Here is a 20,897-nt window from a genome sequence, read left to right on the forward strand (position 1 = left end):
AAATATTATCGCTTCACAAGCCAATGCTCAGCCGGATAATGCGCGCCAGTCAACAAATTGTTTGATGGGAAGCTTTAGGTGCACATGAAAAACTCGTTTGGATTCACGCTGTATCTGGCCGGGCTCAGCATGCTGGGTTATCTGGCCATGGACATGTACCTGCCGGCATTCGGCACATTGCGCACAGACTTGCAGTTGTCGGCAGGCGCTGTGGGCGCCAGCTTGAGTATCTTTCTCGCCGGTTTTGCGGTGGGTCAATTGCTGTGGGGGCCTTTGTCGGACCGCCTGGGCCGAAAGCCGGTGCTGCTGGCCGGGCTGTCGATGTTTGCCCTGGGGTGCCTGGGCATGCTGTGGGTCGACAGCGCACTGTGGCTATTAAGCCTGCGCTTCATTCAAGCCATCGGCATTTGCGCCGCGGCCGTGACCTGGCAAGCCCTGGTGATCGACCGTTACCCGGCAGACAAAGCCAATCGCGTATTCGCCGGCATCATGCCGTTGATGGGCCTGTCTCCCGCCTTGGCGCCGTTGCTGGGCGCGGTGGTGCTCAATCACTTGGGGTGGCAAGCCATCTTCACGGTGCTGTTTGGCATTGCCGTGTTGCTGTTGCTGCCCACGCTGTTGCTTAAAGAAAAAGCGCGGCCGCGCATTCAAGAGCACGTGGCACGCGTGAGTTATTGGCAACTGCTGCGTTCGGCGACGTTCAGTGGCAACGTCATGATCTTTGCCGCGTGCTCGGCGAGTTTCTTTGCCTGGCTGACGGCATCACCCTTCATATTGGGCGACATGGGGTACAGCCCGAATGACATCGGCTTGAGCTACGCCTTTCCGACGCTGGCGTTTTTGATCGGCGGTTACAGCTGTCGCAGTGCGTTGCAGCACATCAAAGGTCACACATTACTGCCCTGGTTGCTGCTGGCGTACTGCATCAGCATGGTGGGTCTGTATGCAGTGGCGACACAAACCGAGCCGACGCTGACCACGTTGCTGATTCCGTTTTGCCTGATGGCACTGGTGAACGGCGCGAGTTATCCGATCGTGGTCGCCCACGCGCTGCTGCCGTTTTCAGAGAATTCCGGCAAAGCCGCGGCCTTGCAAAACACGCTGCAGTTGGGCCTGTGCTTTCTCGGTAGCCTGGTGGTGTCGGCTTACATCTCGCATCCGCTGGAGATCACGGTGGACGTCATGCTGGCTTCGGCACCCGTGGCTGTACTTGGTTATTTGATCCAACGTCGCAGGGCCACCACCGAACGTCTTGCAACGCGCTGAACTTTGTCGCGAACGGGGGCATCCAAGCTTCATCGAGTCACACTGTGAGCCTTTGGATGACCCAGATCATTACCCCCGAAAGCCCTGAACAGGTGCATTCCGAACATGATGCAAAAATGTTCGGATCACCCAAGGACCGCCTGGACTTCTACCGGCGCGAAATTCAGTACGAGACCAGCATTCTGTCCCACCGCACTGACGCCTACCTGGCGGCCCAGTCGTTTTTGGTGATTGCCTTCGCCTCGTGCATGGCCAACCTGAACCCGGAGTGGGGCAAGTTTTTCACCCTGACCGTGCCGCCGATGTTGGCCGTGCTGGGGCTGATGATTTCATTGAATGCCTGGCCAGGCATTCGTGCGGCGTACGACATCATTGACCACTGGCACTTCAAGCAAAGTGAGTTGCTGAGCAGCGAACCTCAAATGGGCATGGCGTACGACGAGTCGCCGTTATTCTGCGAGATGGAGTCCACCCACAAGGGGTACAAAAAATCGCTGATGTTTTCAGTGCGTTCCCCATGGTTGTTTGCCATTTTCTGGATGGTACTGGGGGCATTCTCGCTGTATATCCAGATCGACAACCCCTTGTCGTGATGCACCGCGCAGACCAAAAGGCCGAATTTACTCACGTAAATCCGGCCTTTTGCTGACGGCCTTCAGGCGACCTCTACCAGCACGATTTCGCTGTCTTGCAGCGCCGTTACCCGCAGCACCTGTTCATCGACAATCGCCACGCCATCCCGCGCGTTGGCGCGCACCCCGTTGACCTCGATCGCTCCGCTGGCGGGCACCAGATAAGCGCGGCGTCCCTCACTCAGCCGATAATCGGCGGTTTCACCGGTTTTCAGCGTGGCCGCCATCACCCGGGCGTCGGCACGGATGCGCAAACTGCCGTGATCTTCCTCCTTACCGCTGGCCAGCGTCACAAAGCCTTCACGTTGGCCCTTCGGAAACGGCTTGGCGCCCCAAGAAGGCGGATCCCCGGCCTGATTTGGCAAAATCCAGATCTGGAAAATCTTCGTTGCCGTGGATTCCAGGTTGTATTCGCTGTGGGCAATGCCGGTGCCAGCACTCATCACCTGCACGTCGCCCGCTTCGGTACGGCCTTTATTGCCCAAGTTGTCTTCGTGGCTAATAGCCCCTTCACGCACGTAAGTGATGATTTCCATGTCGCGATGGGGGTGCTTCGGGAAGCCGGTGCCGGGCGCGATGATGTCGTCATTCCACACCCGCAGATTGCCCCAGCCCATGCGCTGCGGGTCGTAGTACTCGGCGAACGAAAAGTGGTGATGGGCATCCAACCAACCGTGATGGGCGCCACCCAAGGTGTTGAAGGGTCTGAGTTCAAGCATGATGCATCTCCTGTTCTGGTCAGTCGGGTGCAATGAACAGTGACCCGAATGAGAATGGCGCCAGTGTGCCCGTGGCAATCATCTATAAAAAGGTTAAAAAACGCTTATAAAAGATCGATTAAATCGATCTTTCAGACGATATGTTGTTAACCATCAGGTTCTACATCCATTGCTAAACCTCTGACGTTAAAGCAATAACTAGAACTCCCGACGCAATGGAGCGACCATAGCCCATCCGCCCGGACAGCCTCACACCCTGGAGTCAGCGTGCCGCAACACAAAAACGATTTGCCCGAAACCCTATCCCCGGTCACTCAACTGCCGTTGCTCAAGCGTCTGGCAGCCCGTCTGTTTGGCAGCGGTTTAAGTCGCTTGCGCGCACAACACGCTGCGTCCTGGTTACAGGGGCAGGCGGACGGTTTTCGCAGCGGGCACAGCGCGGGGGTGGATTACGGCTATGAAGAGGGGCATGCGGACGGGCTGGAAGAGGGCCGTCAAGTGCTGTTTATCAATGACACCCGCTCACAGGAGCTGCGTGCGCCGGGCATTGACGACAACCTGTTCGATGACTGGCGCCTGCCGTTGACCGCCGAACTGAAAAAGCAGATCAAGGCGGATGTCGCCGCTTTGTTGCCGGCAACGGCACAGCCCAGCCCGGCACAGTGGAAGATGATCTTCAGCGACACGCCGTCCACCTCCGTGGTGGCGGGCGCTGGCGCGGGCAAGTCGACGTCGCTGGTGCTACGGATCTTACTGCTCAGTCACTACCTCGGTTTTGAGTTGAGTTCGATGACGGTCGTGACCTTCACCCGCGAGTCGCGGAAGGATTTCATCGCCAAGCTGCAGGAAATCTTCGCTTTATGGGGGCACACGCTGAGCCTCAAGGAAGCCCGGGAAGTGGTGCGCACCTTCCACTCGCGGATTTTGCCGATGGTGCGCAGCCTGCCGGGTTACGCGCAACTGCAAGCCTTCGAAACCCTCAGCCATCGGGGCGCTAGCGACGATGACGCTGACAGCAACCCGTTTGACTTGCGCATCAACGATGCGCAACGCCAGCAACTGAATGCGTGTTATCACCGCCTATACAGCGACACCCCGCGTTTTCGCGAGGCGATCGGCGTGTTGTGCCGACATGCCTTGCAACTCAAGGCGCTGGAGCACGATCACCCGGACGTGCAAAAACGCATGGCCGTGACCGAATTGGCCGCCAAGCGTGACGAAGAGTTGTGCGACACCCTCGAAGACTTGTGGTTTGCCGCCGGTGCCTGGCCGATTCAAGGCATTGAGCCGAGCCGGGAAACAGTGAACATCAACGGCTCGACCTTTCATTGCCACGGCTACATTGAACAACTGGATGCGTGGGTGGTGCTCGGCTTCGACCCCCGCGAAAACCCGCAGATCTGCAGGCCCAACGCCAAATTAAGTGTGCGGGCGGAGTGGGCGGTCAAGCGCACGCTGTTTCGAGCTTTTTGTGATAAGCCATTGATATGGCTAGAGTCTTACGAGCAATCCAAGCGTGTTATGACCACCCTGGCCGGTGATGCGAGTGCCGGGCCGGGCTTCGATTACAAACTCAAGGGTGAGCTCAGCTCCGCGCCGCTGCTGGACTGTTTCGTGGCCGCGGCCAGCTTTATCGAGAACCTGGGACTGGATGTCGGGTCTGCGGTAGGGGACCTACGTTTCGCCAGCGACGACCCGGACCGATTCTTCTTCGAGGCACTGAGCCTGTTCTGGCGCGCGCTCGAAAGCCATCTGTTGGCGCAAACGCCTCCCGTCATGACTTACAACCGCATGTTTTCCCTGTTCGGGGAGCACACCGCACAGAACTTCAAACTGCTCAGCGACGCGCAATTGCGCCCGCTCTCGCACCTGATGATCGACGAGTTTCAAGACGTCTCGCCCCAGATTGTTTCGTGGCTACGCGCCAGCCTGCGCGAGATTCGCAGCCGAGGCCCGGCCATGCACGTGGGACGAGGCGCGCAACGCTCTTCCTTGCTGTGTGTCGGTGATGACTGGCAATCGATATACGGCTGGCGGGGCAGTTCACCCAAATACTTCATGGCGTTCAACAAAGAATTTGTCTCGCCGTCCACCACGCGGGTGATGCTCAGCGACAATTTCCGCAGCCAGCAGCATGTCATTGACGCGGCGGAACACATCGTACGCGCCGCGCCTTCCATCCCGGGCAAACGGGCCAAGGCCTGCGGCGAGCCCAAACCGCTGGTGCCGGTTCAGGTACTGGATCGGGACGATACCGGGCTGGTCGCAAAACTGACCGAGCATTACAACGCAGGCGATCGCGTATTAATGCTGTTTCGAAAAGGTAGCGATAAGGCGTTGATTGAAAAAGAAATACAGGCCGTTGTTAATGTGGATTCTAGCTTGCCACCTGCCTTGCGTCGGCTCAAACAACTCACGTTTCACAGTGCCAAAGGCTTACAGGCAGACGCTGTATTTCTGCTCGGGGACTGTCAGCACCTGACCTCATCGCCCTACAAGAACCAGGTCTACCGCATGGCTGGCCTGGGCAATGAAGGCGACCCGGAGCCCTACGACAGCGCACAAAAAGATGAAGTACTACGGCTGGCCTACGTCGGCATCACCCGGGCGATCACGCATTGCTATTGGTACGTGGAACGTCAGGATGCCCAAGGCCCGAATATCCCCAAAGCCTCGGACCGGGTGCCCAAAGGCAAGCCGTTTTTTGAGGATGTGCGCGGGGGAGCAGTCGACCGTTCGGATAAGCGCTGAACAGCGATCGGTTTACGGGTGAGGCCTGCGCGGACTCACCCGATACACACAACGGCGATCCCCACTAATCAAATGCTCAATGCGTTCAACAGTGGCCGAATCGCCTAAGGCCGTTTGAAACACCTGCAGTTCTGACCGGCAGAAACCCTGGCATGCCTGCGCGGCGACGCAAATGGGGCAGTGACTTTCGATAAGCAACCAGTTTTCCCCTCGGCTTGCAGGCTGGCCATATAGCCCGCCGCATCGCGAATGCCCACCAGCACCTTGACCTTGTCTTCAAGGGTGGTGACTTTCGCACACGCGTTGACGTACTCGCAGGTATTGGCGTGCTCGATCGAGTTCACGATTTTATCGATGCCCTCACTGCCGTAGATCAGCTTGATGGAATCGATCAGTTGCAGCGTCAGTTGCGAGTGCGTATCGGGAAACCGTGCCTGAGCGGTAGCGGTGAGCGCCCATTTGCGCGAAGGACGGCCTGCACCCGCCGAAGGCATCACATGACCTTCTATCAACCCTGAGTCGATCAGTTTCTGGATCTGTTGACGCGTGGCTTCAAGGGTAATGTCCAACATCGGCCCCAAGTCCGCGGTTTTTAAGGGGCCGTGAGTTTTAAGCAAATACAGGAGCCGCTCAGCCGTAGCGCCGTTATTGCGTGCGGTGTTGGCAGGATCAGTCGGGGTTGCGCACATACAGAACAGACATCTCGTAAGGGGGTGGCCAGACAGGAGGGGATCATACCCATAACTTGGAAAAATAATTATCAAAGTATTTCCTTTTGTAATAGGATCGATGTCATGTCACCACTCAGGGCAAGGCAATGACGACTGCAACAGGATGGGCAGCTTTATTACTGGGCAAGAACGGATTGAGGTCATTGGCGTTGGCTGGGGGCGTGGCACTCCACGCCATTAACGTCTACCTGGTGACTACGATTTTGCCGTCTGTGGTGAAGGACATCGGTGGACTGGATTACTACGCCTGGAATACCACGTTGTTTGTGGTGGCATCGATCATTGGCTCGGTGTTGTCAGCCCGCTGCCTGACCGGGTTGGGGCCGAGAGTGGCGTATGCCGTCGCGGGGCTGGTGTTTGCCTTGGGTTGCGGCCTGTGCAGCCTGGCGCCTGACATGGGCGTATTGATTCTCGGGCGTACCGTACAAGGGCTGGGCGGAGGCTTATTGTTTGCATTGCCTTATTCGATGATCCGCCTGGTGTTCGACCAAGCCCTGTGGCCTCGGGCAATGGCGCTTATTTCAGGAATGTGGGGGGCCGCCACCTTGATCGGACCGGCCGTTGGCGGGGTATTCGCTGAATACGATGCCTGGCGCGCGGCCTTCTGGGTGCTGATCCCGGTGACGCTATCGTTTGTGTTATTGGCCAGCATGATACTCCCGCGCAAAACCACTGAGCCCACGGCCAAGGCGCCTGTGCCGGTGGTGCAACTGGTGCTTTTAACCGGGGTGGTGTTGGCCATCTCGGTGGGCAGCATCAAGCCTTCGCCGCTCTTTAACGCAGTGGGCCTGCTGGCAGGCATGCTACTTCTGTATGCGGTATGGCGGGTCGAAGGCAGCGACAGGCATCGGATGTTGCCCCGAAACAGCGTGCGAACGGGAGGCTTGCTGCTCCCGATTTACCTGTCGATGAGCCTGATGGTCATGGGCATGACCAGTGAAGTGTTTGTGCCGTATTTCTTGCAGGTACTGCACCTTCAAACACCTCTGGTGGCCGGGTATGTGGCCGCATTGATGGCCGCAGGCTGGACCTTGGGTTCGCTTTACAGCTGCGGACTGTCGCGTGAGGCTGCCAATCGCGCCATGCTCGCGGCTCCGCTGTTGGTGGTCACAGGGCTGGCCCTGGCTGGCTTATTTGTCCCCCAGACATCGGCGTCGCGGGTGAGTCTTGGCGGCGTCTCAGTGGCCATGGTGCTGGTGGGCACCGGCATCGGCCTGGCGTGGCCACATCTGCTCACCCGGATTCTTGCCAACGTACCCGATGCGGAAAAAGACATTGCCGGCGCTTCCATCACGACCGTGCAGTTAATCGCAACGGCCTTGGGTGCGGCGCTGGCGGGGATGATCGCTAACCTGGCGGGCTTTACCTCGCCGGGTGGAGTTGCCGGGGCTTCAAGTGCGGCAACGTGGTTGTTTGGGGTCTTTGCTGCGCTGTCGGCCTTGCTATTTATCACCGTGCGTCAGGTCCTGCGCCGCGAGGCGGTGCCCAATGGAACATCCGCCCCCCTGATGGCTGACGAACCCCTGACCGCAGAAAAACCGGAGTAGCCCTGATGAACACACCTGCAGATGCAAACGCCGTTCATGGCGTGGTGGCGGATGAAGATGTCTTGCTTGCAAGCCGTGCGCTGGACATTCGGATGCTGGGCGGGCGGGCCATAGGGTTATTCGAAAATCATTTCATTGATTTGGCAACGGCCATTGCAGGCCCCGCCAGTGCGCCCCGCAATGGTGAGGGGCATGATCTGCGGCGCGAGAACCTGTGCCGACTGGTCTACACCCTCGGTGGCCATGGCGAGATCGCTCAAATCCCGGTGGACTATGGCCGGGTCAAACTTAAATTGCCTGATCTGCAGCCTGCGGCTCACTGCACTGACGATCTGCTGGGGCAGGCCATACGGATCGATGGGGCAAGCCGATTTGCCTATTTACCGCTGAATATGGCGCACGACATTGCCAATATTTCGCTGGACTCGACCCACACGCCCCAGACGCTGCTGACCTTGTCGCACTGGCCCGCTAACCGCACGCCGCAGGCGTACAAGGCCAATTTGTCGACGCAAAGTGCTTTGCGCTATATGGCGCAGGCCCGAGACTTCCCAGATGCCGGGATTGTGACCAGTGATCACTTTGACTTGGACGGTCTGGCCTCTATTTACGCATTCCTTGCGCCGGAGCATGCTCAGCGACACGCGCCGCTGCTGATTGAAGTCGCACGGCTGGGCGATTACGCACGCGGGACATCCCGGCACGCACTGCAGGTCGCGTTTAGCCTTAATCATCTGGCTGAACGCACCCATACCTATGCCGGGGTCAACGAAAGCCGGCAACTGCTCAGCACGTTTGGCACCTTGCTGCCTTTGGTCGAGGATGTCATAGAAAACACTGAGCGTTACGCACAGGCATATCAAGGGCAGTGGCAATTACTGGAGCGCACCGAAGCGTTAATGAACGACCCTCAAAGGGTACTGGAGGAGTATCCAGACATTGATTTGGCCGTGTTCACGCTACCGCCTCGTCCGGCATCCAGGGCTGATCGCGAAACGCCTTATCACGGCCTGTCTGCTATTTCCTTCCACAACCGTACCCGGTGCGGTGTGCTGGCGATCATCGACGGGCCATTCATCGAAATCCGTCAGCGGTATGAAAGCTGGGTTGAACGTGTCAGTTGCAAAATGCGCGGCAGGTGTGATCTGGCAATTTTCCAGCGCGCTTTACAGGCGCAAGAGCAGGGGACGGCGCAATGGCGTTATGACGGCGTGCAGTGGATCATGCCGGCCTTAAAAGTGAAGCCTGGCGGCAACAGTGATTTCAGCGCGCAAAGGGTGCTGGACGAACTCAAGCAGTTTCTGCACGTTGCGCCGATTGCCTGGCACACACCTTAGAGAGGCAGGCGGGTTTCAGATCGATTCGATGCAGGTCGCCGCCGTTTAAATGACCAACGTAACGTGCTCCAACGCGCTGAGAGTGGTAAATTCTGCCCCCATGAAATGCGTCACACCGTTAACGATCCTCTGTTGTAACGCCAAAACGCCGAATGTCACCGGTTCGTGGTTTGAATCGGTGATCTGTCGTGCGCCAAAGGAACCTTCACATGAATGATTTACTGACTCGCCGCCGTGTCGTTCAGGGCCTGGGCTTGCTCAGTCTGGGCGTGCTTGCCGGATGCGACCCCGGCAGTGGCCTGTCGTACAAGTACGGTAAAGATTTGAGCAACGAGATTCTGGGCCGTAAGTTCAAGCTCCACGACGCTCAAGGCAATGACGTCATGCTGGGCAGCTTTCGCGGCATGATGCCGATGATTTTCTTCGGCTTCACCCAGTGCCCGGCGGTATGCCCCACGGCGCTGGCGCGGGCGGCGCAAATCAAGAAGATGATGGGCCCGGACGGGGACCGGCTGCAGGTGGTGTTCATCACCCTGGACCCCGAGCGCGATACGCCGGCAATGCTCGACGCCTACGTCAAGGCCTTCGACCCGACGTTCATGGCGTTGTCCGGCACGCTGGAAGAAACAGCGGCCACGGCCAAAGAGTTCAAGGTGTTCTACGAGAAGATCCCGAGCGGCTCCACGTATACGCTGTCGCACACCGCCACCAGTTTTGTCTTTGACTCACGGGGCGTGCTGCGCCTGGGGCTTTCACCTTCGTTGTCGGCCAAGCAATGCACCGAAGATTTGCTCACCGTGATGTCCGTCTGCTGATTTAACGCCTCTTTGAGAGCCACACTATGAAACCCGTCAAATACCTGATGTTGTCGTTGCTGGGCATGAGCCTGCATGTCTCGGCCCAAACCACCGTGGATGACGCGTGGGTTCGCGCCACCGTACCGGGACAGCCCTCCAGCGGTGCCTTCATGCGCATCACCTCGACCACCGACAGCAAGCTGCTGAGCGTCACGTCACCGGTGGCCAAAAACGTGCAGATCCACCAGATGAAGATGGAAAACGACGTGATGAGCATGGGCCCAGTGCAAGCCGTTACCTTGCCAGCGGGCAAGACCGTGGCGCTCCAGCCCGAGGGCTATCACGTCATGCTGATTGACCTGAACGGTCAGATAAAAGAAGGCGATACCGTGCCACTCACCTTGACGGTTGAAGACGCCACGGGCACAAAAGAAACCCTTGATGTGCAGGCCACAGCCCGGTCTTTGAACGGCATGCCGATGCACCACAAGGACAAGCACGGCAATGACGCCATGCACGACCATGGCGCCATGCACTGAACGACACCCTGACCGGACGTTTTATCGTACGGTCAGGGCCTGAGGGGACAGCCAGCGCTGGAGGGCGTTAAAACCGCCCGCTGAGCGGGTATTCGACCGCCAGGCGCAGTTGATCGGTATCCAGTTCGGCTTGAGCGGTATTACCCCGGTGTACGTTGTGGCGCAGTGACAGCACTGCGCCTTTGGCGACGCCGCTCTGCACCACATAGCGCGCCTCAAAATCCCGCTCCCAGTGTTTCCCGCCTTTGCCATACCCCAGATAGGCATAACCGCCTCGCGGATCGACGTGGGTGCCATCAATGTCACTGCCCCGTACATATGCGGCGCTGAACATCAGGCCCGGCAAGTGCCAGGGCGACATGTCCAGGTCGTAGCGCAGTTGCCAGGACTGTTCGTTTGGCGCATTAAAGTCTGACAGTTGAACGGCATTGGTGATGAAGATCGCCCCGCGTGTCACGTAGTCAAACGGCGTGTCGCCATGCACCTTTTGATACCCGAGGCTGAAGCTGTGTGGCCCCTGCGCGTAGGTGGACAACACGCTCCAGGTGGTGTTGTTGATGCTGCCGGACAGGGCCTTGCCTTCATCGGTGGTGCGATAGAGGTTGAAGTTGAACGCCAGCGAACGAGTTTCATCGATCGGCTGGCTAAACATCGCCCCCAGATACTGCTGGTTCCAGGTGTTCTCATACCGCGAGGTATACAGGCTGGCGCTCAATTGCTTGCTTGGGCTATAGACCACGCCCGCCAGGTCGAAGGTCGTGCCCTTGATCGCGTTGGCGTAATTGACCACGAAGCCCTGATCGTGGCTGCTGGCATTGCGGTCGGTGCTTTCGGTGAAGTGCCCGCCGACCATGCGCAGGCCTTCAAACTCATGGCTGGTGACAAACGCACCGGTGGCCGTTTCCGGCAGCAAGCGACTGTCGGATGAGCTGAACACCGGGGTTTTGACCCGCTGTTCGCCGTATGACAGCACCGTGTTGGACAGGCGCAGCTTCAAAGCGGCCCCTGCGCGACTGAAATCGTTTTTCGGATAACCGTCATTGTCCAAGCCCAGTAAGCGGGCTTTACCTGCACGTCCGCCGCCACTGTCCAGCTTCACTCCGAGGTAAGCATGGGCATCGATACCGACACCGATCAGCCCTTGGGTGAAGCCCGATTGCAGCGTGCCCATCAGCCCATAGGCCCATTCCTCGGCAGCCCCGTTTCGCTCGTTCTTTGGCTTGTAGGCATTGCGCGCACCGCTGTTACGCGCGCCATGCCGATACTCACGACTGTCATAGACCGTACGGTTAAGCACGCTCCAGGTACTGTCTTCGATCCATCCATGAGCCTGCGACTGAGCGGAGTCGGCCACCGCCATCGGGCTGACCAGTGCCATCAGCCAGGCCGAGCAGCTACGCAGTGTGCTCAGGGGGTGGACTGCTGGTGAAGTGCGGCGCTCATTCGTACACCATCGCATGTCATTTATCCATCAACGGTTCAAGGGGGTATGCACGCGCAAACTCTGCCCGCCATCAAACGGGGCGCGCGGCCATTAACGCGGGCTCAGAAATATTTGAGCCAGCGGATATCCCGGCGACGGCCTTTGAGCGCGGCAAACCAGCGCACGGGTTTGTACAGCGCGACAGCCAGCACGATAGCGGTCACCCAGACGGCGCTGATGTGATCGAACCCAAAATAGGCGCCGTGGTTAAGCCCGAACAGGGCAACGCCCATCAGGTACAGCAGTTTCAGCACATAAAGGTGCAGCAGATACACGAACATCGGCGCAGCGCCAAATACTGCCAGCGCGCGGATCCAGCGCCGTTGTTGCGCACGTTCGAAGGCCAGTAACAGCAACAGTCCGACCCCCAGCGTCAGCATCAGGAACAACAACGAAGGCGGGTATTTGGTGATATTGAAAAAGCTCATCAGCGTCTGCTGCACCTGTTCGTGCGGTGTCCAGGGGGCTTCGCCGTAGCCATTGAACACGCGCAAGGCCACAAACCCCAGCAATGCCCCGACGCCCGCGTAGCACAAATTTCGTTGACGCACGCGGGGCGAGACGCCACGCCCAAACCACGGCCCTATGCCGTAACCCAGCGCAATCACACCGATCCACGGCAACACGGGATACGAGGTGCGCAGGCGCAGGCTGTCAGAAAACTCAATCCAGCCGCGATCATGCAGGATCGCCCACGGCACGTGCAGGAACGCATCCGGGGCGAAGTGAAGGCCGTCCAGCAGGTTGTGCCCGGCCACAATAGCCGCCCCGAGGATCAACAGCGCAGCGCGAGGCAGCCAGACCAGCGCCGCGAGCGCAAGCATGCTCAGCCCAATGGCCCAGATCACTTGCAGGTAAATCACGCTCGGCGGGAACTGGAAGGTCCAGGCGAGGTTGACCAGCGTCAATTCCAGCACCACCAGAAACAGGCCGCGCGTGAACAGGAACGACGACACAGCGGCCTTGCCCTGATTTTTCTCGCCGTACAGGTACGCGGACAGCCCGGTCAGCAATACAAACACCGGGGCGCAGAGGTGGGCGAGGGTGCGACTGACAAAGAGGGCAGGCTCTGTGCTGTCAATCGACATCGGATCTGTCACCTGCCGGTGCAGGAAAAACGTTTCCCGCACGTGGTCCAGCAACATGAACAGAATCACCAGCCCCCGCAGCGCGTCGATGGACAATAAACGTTGATGAAGCGGCGGTGCAGCAGTCAAGGAATAGGGCATTGGCAGGGTCACACACAAGGGTTAATCGCAAACACAGGCGAGAGGGTACGCCCAAGAATGGTTATCTTATAACGTCTCTATTTAATTCCACCACCCTCGCGTCGCCTGCAATCGATCGGCACGTCTGCCAGCGTCTGCGGTCAATGGCTATAACGGCCCATTTCTCCAGGATCGCTGCCATGCCAGAAACCTCGTTACCCGATGTGTTACCCCCTGACCTGCATTACGTCGATGACACGCAACCGGGTATTACCCGCAAGCAGTTGCGCGGCACGTTTCGTTACTTCGCCCCGGACGGCAAACGCATCGTCGATCAGGACGAAATCCAGCGCATCAATGCCCTCGCGGTGCCGCCGGCGTATGTGGATGTGTGGATCTGCGCTGACCCGCGCGGGCATTTGCAAGCCACTGGCCGCGATGCGCGGGGCCGCAAGCAATACCGTTATCACGCACGCTGGCGCGAAGTGCGCGATGCCAGTAAATACTCGCGCCTGCGGGCGTTCGGGCTGGCGCTGCCCAAATTGCGCAAACAGCTAGAAACCCGCCTCGCAGCACCGGGTTTCAGCCGCGACAAAGTCATGGCCACGGTCATCACGCTGCTGGATGCCACCCTGATCCGCGTCGGCAACACTCAGTACGCCAAGGACAACCGCTCCTATGGGCTGACCACGCTGCGCAGCCGTCATGTCGACGTCAGCGGCACCACCATCACCTTTCAGTTCCGGGGCAAAAGCGGGGTCGAACATCAAATATCGGTCAAGGATCGACGGCTGGCGCGCATCATCAAACGTTGCCTGGAGATCCCGGGGCAGAATTTGTTCCAGTACCTGGATGAAGACGGCGTGCGCCACAGCATCACGTCGTCCGACGTCAATGCCTACCTCAAAACCCTTACGGGCGCAGATTTCACCGCCAAGGACTACCGCACCTGGGCGGGTAGCGCATTAGCACTGGCGGTATTGCGTGAGTTGCATTGGGAGCCGGAATCAGACGCCAAACGCCACGTGGTGGACATGGTTAAAAACGTGGCCAAGCAGTTGGGCAATACCCCGGCTGTTTGCCGCAAGTGCTACATCCACCCGGCAGTGCTCGACGGCTTCATGCTCGGCGCCTTGGCCCAGCTGCCCAAACCCCGAGTACGCAAAGGCCTGAAAGCGGAAGAAGTGGGGTTGGCGATGTTTCTCGACAGCATGGTCCAGGCCCGGCACGCCGTGAGCGAATGCTGAATCGCAGCACGTTAATGGCACTCTTGGACGAACGCAGGGTCTATCCACACAGCCCGGGTGCTCAATCGAGCGCTCAGGCTTTAAAATCGGTCCATTGCGTCTTAAAGAGGTCAATCATGCGAAACATCATTTCTGCATCACTCATTGCCGGCGTTCTGTGTGCAATGCCCTATGCAGCGCAGGCCGCAGACGACAACGCCAGTGATTGCAAGCACAACGCGATACTGGCCAAGTCCATGGATCACCACACCTGCTACACCAGCGGCGACAAAGCACCGGATCAGTACACCCGTGAAGAAAGCGCCATCAAGAACTGGAAAGCCAAAGGCTTGCCGCAGCCAAGCGACGATTCGCAATGGGTGCAATTCAGCGGCCATTATGTGCTGGTTAACCGCACCAACGCCGTGATCGAGCAGATCCGCACCCTCAAAGGCGCTGTTGTCAGTCAGTAATCCCTCTCTCGAACGCGGGCCGCTGCAACAGCGGCCCAGCCAACGCGCGGGATAGATGGCTTTGCCTGCACTCTGGTAGGGGAAGTCGTTGATACGCCAAGGAACTGGCTGAAAACGTTGTAAATCCGTATTTTGCACCCCGCGCGAGACCCGGCTATGGCATGCGGTTGAGGCCTGCTTCATAGACTGCTTTTTCAATGTGCAGTCAGGACGTGAACCATGCCTCAACGCTTGCATCACCACACACCAACACTTGGCGCTCAAGATCCACGGGGGTTGACGGTACGCGAAGTGGCTTACCATCGGCGCACCGCCGAACAAGCCCTCGAGCCGCGTATCACCCGACACGTCTACGGCCCCTGCGGTCATTTACGAGAGCAATGGGACCCGCGCCTGGGCGCATTGCGAAAAACCGAACCCGCCACAGCCCCCAATCAACGCACCCGCTACTCCCTGAGCGGACGGGTGGTGCAGAGTGACAACGTCGATAGCGGGCGCTGCATCACTTGGCGAGGGCCGGCCGATCAGGTACTGGACACGTGGGACGCCGCACAAACACGCCACACCCATGAATATGACCCCTTGCTGCGCCTGACTGCCGTCTACGAACAGCAGACGGGTGAGCCGGACCGCCGGTGTACGGAGCGCCTCAGTTATGCCGGCGCCCACAGCCGTCAGGCCCTGCTCAACCGCTGCGGACGTTTGCGACGCCACGACGATGCGGCCGGGACGGTGCTCTTCGAGCGCTACGACCTGTGCGCGAACAGCACCGTTCAGACACGCTGGTTTGTGCAGGATCTGGCAGAGGCACCGATGCTCACAGCGCTGCCCCATGTCGCTGTCGAGGCGCACAGCCACACCACCCACTGGCAATACGGGCCGTTGGGGCAATTGATGGCGCAGACGGATGCAGCAGGCAACCAGCAACAGCCTCGTTATGGTGTCGATGGGCTGCTTGGATCACTGGCCATCCTCTTCAACAACGGTCTGCAGCGCATCCTGGTGCAAGAACGTCGCTACAGCGCTGGTGGCAAGGTCGAGGCTGAACAGGCCGGTAATGGGGTGCGCAGCACCTGGACCTACGACCCGGCCGACGAGCGTTTGCAACGGCTCTTTACCCACCGCACCCGTCAGCCGCGCACGGTCCTGCAAGACCTGACCTATGCCTACGACCCTACAGGCCAGGTGCTCAGCGTGCAGGACACCGCGCAACCGGTGCAATGGTCGGACAACACACGCATTGCGGCCTTAAGCACCTACACCTACGACACACTTAACCAACTGATTGAGGCCACCGGCCGTGAACACGCCCATCAAGCGGGCGGGGCGGCCTTGCCTCCCAGGGTCGATTTTGCAACCCGTGGCGCACCGCGCTGCCGGGGCTGGCGGCAGCACTATGAGTACGACGCGTCCGGCAACCTAATCAAATTACGCCATGTGCCCACCCAAGGCAGTGGCTACACACGCCAGCTGACGCTCTCGGGGACCAGCAATCATGGGTGGGCGGCGACTTCCAACATGACCTCGATGCCCGGTCGGGTCAGCGGTTTTGATCCCAACGGCAATCAACGGGCCTTGGGGCCGGGGCAGACATTGCGCTGGAATGCCCGCGACCAATTGCAGGGCATCACGCACATCGAGCGCGATGACGCCGCCAGCGATGAAGAACTCTACCGCTACGACGGTGATGGCCAGCGGGTGTACAAGGCCCGTCGCTCAAGCGCCCACACACGCACTCACCTCAGTGATGCGCGGTATTTGCCGGGGCTGGAAATCCGCCGCAATACGGCCACCGGCGAACAACTGAATGTGCTGGTCATTAACCATGCGTTTGCCAATGTGCGCATCCTGCAATGGGCACAAGGCCGTCCAACGGGCATACCGGACGGGCAAGTGCGTTACGCTCTGTCGGACCTTCAGGGCAACCATTCGCTGGAACTGGATCAGGATGAGTGCTTGCTCAGCCAGGAGCATTACTACCCCTACGGCGGGACGGCTTGGTGGGCGACCTCCAGCACCATTGAGGCGGACTACAAAACCCTGCGTTTTTCGGGCAAGGAGCGCGATGCCAGCGGCCTTTACTATTTTGGTTACCGTTACTACGCGCCCTGGCTGATGCGCTGGCTCAGTGCCGACCCGGCCGGCAACGTGGAGGGCTTAAACCTGTATGCGCTGGCGCGGGGCAACCCGATCAATCGCGTGGATGCCCAGGGGCTGCAAAGCCAAGCCCTTGACCTGCCCAAAAGCCGCTTCGCGACGTTGCGCGGCTTGACCACCCATGTGGCCAACAGAGTGAGGTCGCGCCTGCAATTGGCGGCCTCAGCGGCGATTCGGGATGCATTGGCGACCTACATCAGCAATGCCTTGAGCGCAGGGCTGGACGTCGCGCTTTTTGAAGGGCGTCAACCGACCGCAGCCCTCAACAATGCCTTGAGAAATACGGTGGCGGCGCTGGACGCGTTGGCCATGATGCACATGAGCAGCGGCCTGTTGGGCACGGTCATGCGCTGGAGTCCACTCATCGGCTTTGCCGTTGCCGCAGCCGCCGACAGGGGGTTCATGATGCGCGCCCTCACCGAAGGCGGCGACACGGAATTGGAGTGGGACCCGGTCGCCCGTCAACGCCTGGGCGGACATATCCGCGCTTTTTCCCGGGAGATCGTGCAGCAGGCGCTGCGAGGGCTGGGGGACACGGCCTCCTGGGGAGCAACCCCGCTGATGGCCAGGGTGCCCAGAACATTGCTGGCCTCGGCGGCCTATAGTGTGGCCACCATTCCCAATGCGGTGTATGGCCAGTCAGTGCCAGGCCCGCTTATGCCCAACGTGACGCCGCTGATTGAAGCCTACGATGCCGCCATGGGGACGGTGTTGCGCAGCGGTCATCGCACGGCGCGCCATGAAGTGCATCAACACACGCTCCAACTGCCGCCGTTGACGGACACGCTGCATGGCGGCATGAGCCGCATGTTTAACCAGGCCTGGACGTATTGGGCCGGGGTCGGGATTGAAGCAGTAGCCGCTGCAATCACCGGGGCGCCGGCCGCAGCGCAAAGTGCCAGCGCCCGCACCTGGGTGGGGGTCGCGCGCGGTGTGGTGTCGGCCCTTACGGAAGTGCGGGGCTTGTTGCTGCAAACCGCACGGGTCGGTTTCAGGCACATCTCAACGCTATGGCGCGCCTCAACCGGTTGAACGGCGCGAGCCTGTTGCACCGCGTCACTACTATGTGACCACCTTTACCCCCGACCTGACTCATAGGCTCTTGGCTTTATGGCGTTTTACAGGTCGGTAACCATGACTTCACTGCATCACTACACACCGTCACTGACGGCGATTGACCCCCGGGGCTTGAGCGTGCGCAGGGTCAACTATCATCGCCTGAGTGTGCACGAGCCCCCACAGTCACGCATTCATCAATCGCGCTATGACACTCGCGGGTCTCTGGCCCAGCAATGGGACCCGCGCTTGCTGGCCCGAGAGGCCATCACGCCTGAGGCGCAACCCAATCTGCGCTACCTCAGCAGCTTGTCAGGACAGATCGTCAAGACCGACAGTGTCGACAGCGGGTGGCACGTCACCCTCTGCGGCACAGGGCTGCAAACACTCGCCACCTGGGATGCCCGTGGCAACCATCAGCGCTTTGAATACGACACCCACGCCCGGCTGATGGCCATTCACGAACAACTCAGCAACGACCCGCAAGCGCGCTGTATAGAGCGCTTTACGTATGGCAAGCCCCAACCCCGGATAAACAGCACAAACCAGTGCGGCCGTCTGGTTCGCCATGACGACCCGGCAGGCGCTGTGCTGTTTGAGGCTTACGCGCTGTCGGGAGCCATGCAGCGTCAGGCGCGCCGCTTTGCACGCCAACCCGAATCGCTCAATTGGCCGTCTGCGCAGGAACAACGGGACGCGCTGCTGGAAAGTCAGTCTTACACCACGCAATGGCACTACAACGCCGTGGGCGATTTGCTCGAGCTGCACGACGCCAAGGGCAACCGCCAGCGTTTTCAGTACGGCATCACCGGCCAACAGGCGCAGGTCGACGTTGTGATGGCCAGTGGTAAACGCGCGGTCTTGATGGATCAACGCACCTACAACGCGGCGGGGCAAGTCACCTCCGAACGCTCCGGCAATGGCGTACTGACGGTCGCGTCTTACGCGCAAGCGGATGGCTATTTGCAGCGTTTGACTGCGCACCGTGTGGGTTCGCATCGGACCCCGATACAGGACTTGGCGTATACCCATGACCGTGTGGGTAACGTCGTGAGTATTCTGGACAGCGCCCAACCGACCACCTGGAGCCACAATTCAAGCATTGAGGCCTTTACTACGTATACCTACGACACCCTGTACCAACTCATCAAAGCCACCGGCCGGGAAAACGCACGCCACCGTGGTGGGCGGCTGTTATCTGCGCCCATGCTCATGGGCACGGATACCCATCGCTGGCGCAATTACACCCGGCACTATCAATACGATGCGGGCGCCAACCTGGTGCAGATGCAACACGTCCCCGCATCCGGGCGAGGTTATACCCAACGCATGGCGGTGTCTGAAACCAGCAACCGCAGCCAATTGTCCGGCCCCCCCAACCCGGAGGACGGGTTTGACCCCTGCGGCAACCTCAGGATGCTGGCGCGCGGGCAAGTGATGGCGTGGAATGGACGCAATCAATTGCACAAGGTCACGCATGTCAGGCGGGGCGCCGGGGAGGACGATGGCGAATCTTACGTCTACGACGGTCAGGGTGTGCGCGTACTCAAGCGCCGAACGTATCGCACCAAAGGGCTGACCCGCCGCTATGAGGTGCGCTATCTGCCAGGGCTGGAACTTCGCCTGAATGAGGCCTCAGGGGTGAATGTGTCGCTGATGACCCTGCAAGCCGGGCACATGAATGTCAGGACGCTCACCTGGGAGCAAGGTTTGCCCGATGGTGTGCAGAACGCGCAAATCCGGTTCACGTTGTCAGATCATCTGGAGAGCGGGGTCATTGAGCTGGACGAGCAGGGCGCATTGCTGAGTCAGGAAGGGTTCTACCCCTTTGGCGCGACAGCCTGGTGGGCGGCCAAAAGTGCGGTGCAAGCAAGCTTCAAAACCGTGCGCTACAGCGGCAAGGAACGCGATGCCACGGGTTTGTACTATTACGGCCTGCGCTATTACGCACCCTGGATGCAACGCTGGATCAGCCCTGACCCGGCCGGGGTGATCGATGGCCTGAACGTATATGCCATGGTGGGCAACAACCCCATGAGCCGTGTTGATCAGCACGGGCTGCAAGCGGGCGACTACCCGGCCAATCGGCTGGTCGCGTTCAGCTTCTGGATTTTTGTGGCGACCTTGCTGGGCGCCGCGTTGGGCGCGCTGCTGGAAGCGCCGCTCATAGGGGCAGGAGTCGGGGCCGCGTTGATGACAGGCCTGGCGTTTGAAGCCCAACGCCGCTCAACACTACCGCCCACGGAGTCAGACAACTATGCGTTCATGCAAGCGATAACAGACAAAGTGCTGGAGTTTTCAGCGCTACAACAGCTGAGCCCCGCAGAAAGCGTCAAGATGTTCAACTTTGTCTTTGATAACCTTGCCGCTATCCATGAGGAAGTCGGCGTTTCTCTGGGGATTCTGACCACCAAAAGTGGCGAGATCTACGGCCTGGCGGGACCTGCCCACTTGCACCCCGTGATTGGAGAACTCTCGAACAATCCCAGACCCCCCACGCGCGAGGCAAGGAAACAAGGCGTCCTGAGCGTCTTGATTCGCGCCCGTGCCCAACCTGCAGCCACCACGTCCAGCCAGGCAGCCGAACCCACGCCGCATGAAGTCGTAACCCCCCGCGCAGTGGCGCGACAACGCACAGCCCGAGCCTCTTCATCGGCCCCTCAGCCACAACCGGCGGTGATCAGCGCGCCAACGGCCCAGCCCTCTCAGGCCATCAGCATCGACGAGAGCGCAGTCGCAGAACTCCTGCTGGGGCCTGAAGGGCACAGCATTGCCTTGACCATCAGCCATGTGCAGCAAGGCCGTTTCAGGGCCGTGCATTGGCACCAGCACGCTGACGCGTTGTGGTCTGCCGACGTGCATGGCTACCAGGGCAGCCGCCGCCGCGGGGCATACCGCCTGATGTTTGAGCACTTGGGCGATCGTCGTTATCGGGTAGCCGGTATCCGAGACCCTCACTGATCAACGCTGGCGCC

General features: G+C 59.6%; 15 protein-coding genes. 11 read left to right on the forward strand and 4 right to left on the reverse strand.

Annotation, left to right across the window (positions count from 1 at the left end):
* Positions 1 to 84: 84 nt before the first annotated feature.
* On the forward strand, positions 85 to 1,266 hold the full coding sequence (gene punC, locus IF654_RS11780; RefSeq protein ID WP_083333655.1) for a purine nucleoside transporter PunC: 1,182 nt from the start codon (positions 85 to 87) through the stop codon (positions 1,264 to 1,266).
* A gap of 56 nt (positions 1,267 to 1,322) precedes the next feature.
* On the forward strand, positions 1,323 to 1,859 hold the full coding sequence (locus IF654_RS11785) for a hypothetical protein (protein ID WP_047274571.1): 537 nt from the start codon (positions 1,323 to 1,325) through the stop codon (positions 1,857 to 1,859).
* 62 nt (positions 1,860 to 1,921) lie between these two features.
* On the opposite strand, the gene IF654_RS11790 is transcribed toward IF654_RS11785, so the two are convergent.
* On the reverse strand, positions 1,922 to 2,617 hold the full coding sequence (locus tag IF654_RS11790) for a pirin family protein (protein WP_047274572.1): 696 nt from the start codon (positions 2,615 to 2,617) through the stop codon (positions 1,922 to 1,924).
* A gap of 267 nt (positions 2,618 to 2,884) precedes the next feature.
* Here IF654_RS11790 and IF654_RS11795 point away from each other — a divergent pair, with 267 nt between their 5' ends.
* Positions 2,885 to 5,368: a UvrD-helicase domain-containing protein gene (locus tag IF654_RS11795; protein WP_194862446.1), complete on the forward strand. Its 2,484-nt coding sequence runs from the start codon at positions 2,885 to 2,887 to the stop codon at positions 5,366 to 5,368.
* Between the two features lie 104 nt (positions 5,369 to 5,472).
* Here IF654_RS11795 and IF654_RS11800 read toward each other — a convergent pair whose 3' ends face one another.
* On the reverse strand, positions 5,473 to 5,940 hold the full coding sequence (locus IF654_RS11800; protein ID WP_336244793.1) for a helix-turn-helix transcriptional regulator: 468 nt from the start codon (positions 5,938 to 5,940) through the stop codon (positions 5,473 to 5,475).
* 245 nt (positions 5,941 to 6,185) lie between these two features.
* Between IF654_RS11800 and IF654_RS11805 the strand changes: the two genes are divergently transcribed.
* The 4 genes from IF654_RS11805 (at position 6,186) to IF654_RS11820 (ending at position 10,319) form a co-directional block, all read left to right on the forward strand.
* Positions 6,186 to 7,646 (forward strand): MFS transporter, encoded by a 1,461-nt coding sequence (locus IF654_RS11805; protein WP_194862445.1) that lies wholly within the window; start codon positions 6,186 to 6,188, stop codon positions 7,644 to 7,646.
* Between the two features lie 5 nt (positions 7,647 to 7,651).
* Complete coding sequence (locus tag IF654_RS11810) at positions 7,652 to 8,983, forward strand: DUF6687 family protein (protein WP_194862444.1); 1,332 nt, start codon at positions 7,652 to 7,654, stop codon at positions 8,981 to 8,983.
* A 209-nt stretch (positions 8,984 to 9,192) separates the two neighbouring features.
* On the forward strand, positions 9,193 to 9,798 hold the full coding sequence (locus IF654_RS11815; RefSeq protein ID WP_047274576.1) for an SCO family protein: 606 nt from the start codon (positions 9,193 to 9,195) through the stop codon (positions 9,796 to 9,798).
* A gap of 26 nt (positions 9,799 to 9,824) precedes the next feature.
* Entirely contained in the window at positions 9,825 to 10,319 is a 495-nt protein-coding gene (locus tag IF654_RS11820) for a copper chaperone PCu(A)C (protein ID WP_048377604.1), read from the forward strand.
* A 67-nt stretch (positions 10,320 to 10,386) separates the two neighbouring features.
* Here the strand turns inward: IF654_RS11820 and IF654_RS11825 are convergent, their stop codons facing one another.
* Together IF654_RS11825 and IF654_RS11830 are read right to left on the reverse strand one after the other, a co-directional pair.
* Positions 10,387 to 11,697 carry an OprD family porin gene (locus IF654_RS11825; protein WP_230683697.1) on the reverse strand — a complete coding sequence of 437 codons (1,311 nt, stop codon included), beginning with the start codon at positions 11,695 to 11,697 and terminating at the stop codon, positions 10,387 to 10,389.
* Positions 11,698 to 11,864: 167 nt separating this feature from the next.
* A complete protein-coding gene (locus tag IF654_RS11830) occupies positions 11,865 to 13,031 on the reverse strand; it encodes an acetyltransferase domain-containing protein (RefSeq protein ID WP_194862442.1) in 1,167 nt (388 codons plus the stop codon).
* Between the two features lie 179 nt (positions 13,032 to 13,210).
* Between IF654_RS11830 and IF654_RS11835 the strand changes: the two genes are divergently transcribed.
* From IF654_RS11835 to IF654_RS11850, 4 genes are all read left to right on the forward strand, one after another.
* Positions 13,211 to 14,257: a DNA topoisomerase IB gene (locus tag IF654_RS11835; protein ID WP_194862441.1), complete on the forward strand. Its 1,047-nt coding sequence runs from the start codon at positions 13,211 to 13,213 to the stop codon at positions 14,255 to 14,257.
* Between the two features lie 116 nt (positions 14,258 to 14,373).
* Complete coding sequence (locus IF654_RS11840) at positions 14,374 to 14,709, forward strand: RcnB family protein (protein WP_047274581.1); 336 nt, start codon at positions 14,374 to 14,376, stop codon at positions 14,707 to 14,709.
* 219 nt (positions 14,710 to 14,928) lie between these two features.
* Entirely contained in the window at positions 14,929 to 17,898 is a 2,970-nt protein-coding gene (locus IF654_RS11845; protein ID WP_194862440.1) for an RHS repeat-associated core domain-containing protein, read from the forward strand.
* 102 nt (positions 17,899 to 18,000) lie between these two features.
* Positions 18,001 to 20,883, forward strand: coding sequence for an RHS repeat protein (locus IF654_RS11850; RefSeq protein ID WP_194862439.1), 2,883 nt, complete (start codon positions 18,001 to 18,003; stop codon positions 20,881 to 20,883).
* The last annotated feature ends 14 nt before the right edge of the window (positions 20,884 to 20,897 follow it).

This window comes from Pseudomonas lundensis (assembly GCF_015377145.2).
Lineage (GTDB): Bacteria > Pseudomonadota > Gammaproteobacteria > Pseudomonadales > Pseudomonadaceae > Aquipseudomonas > Aquipseudomonas lundensis.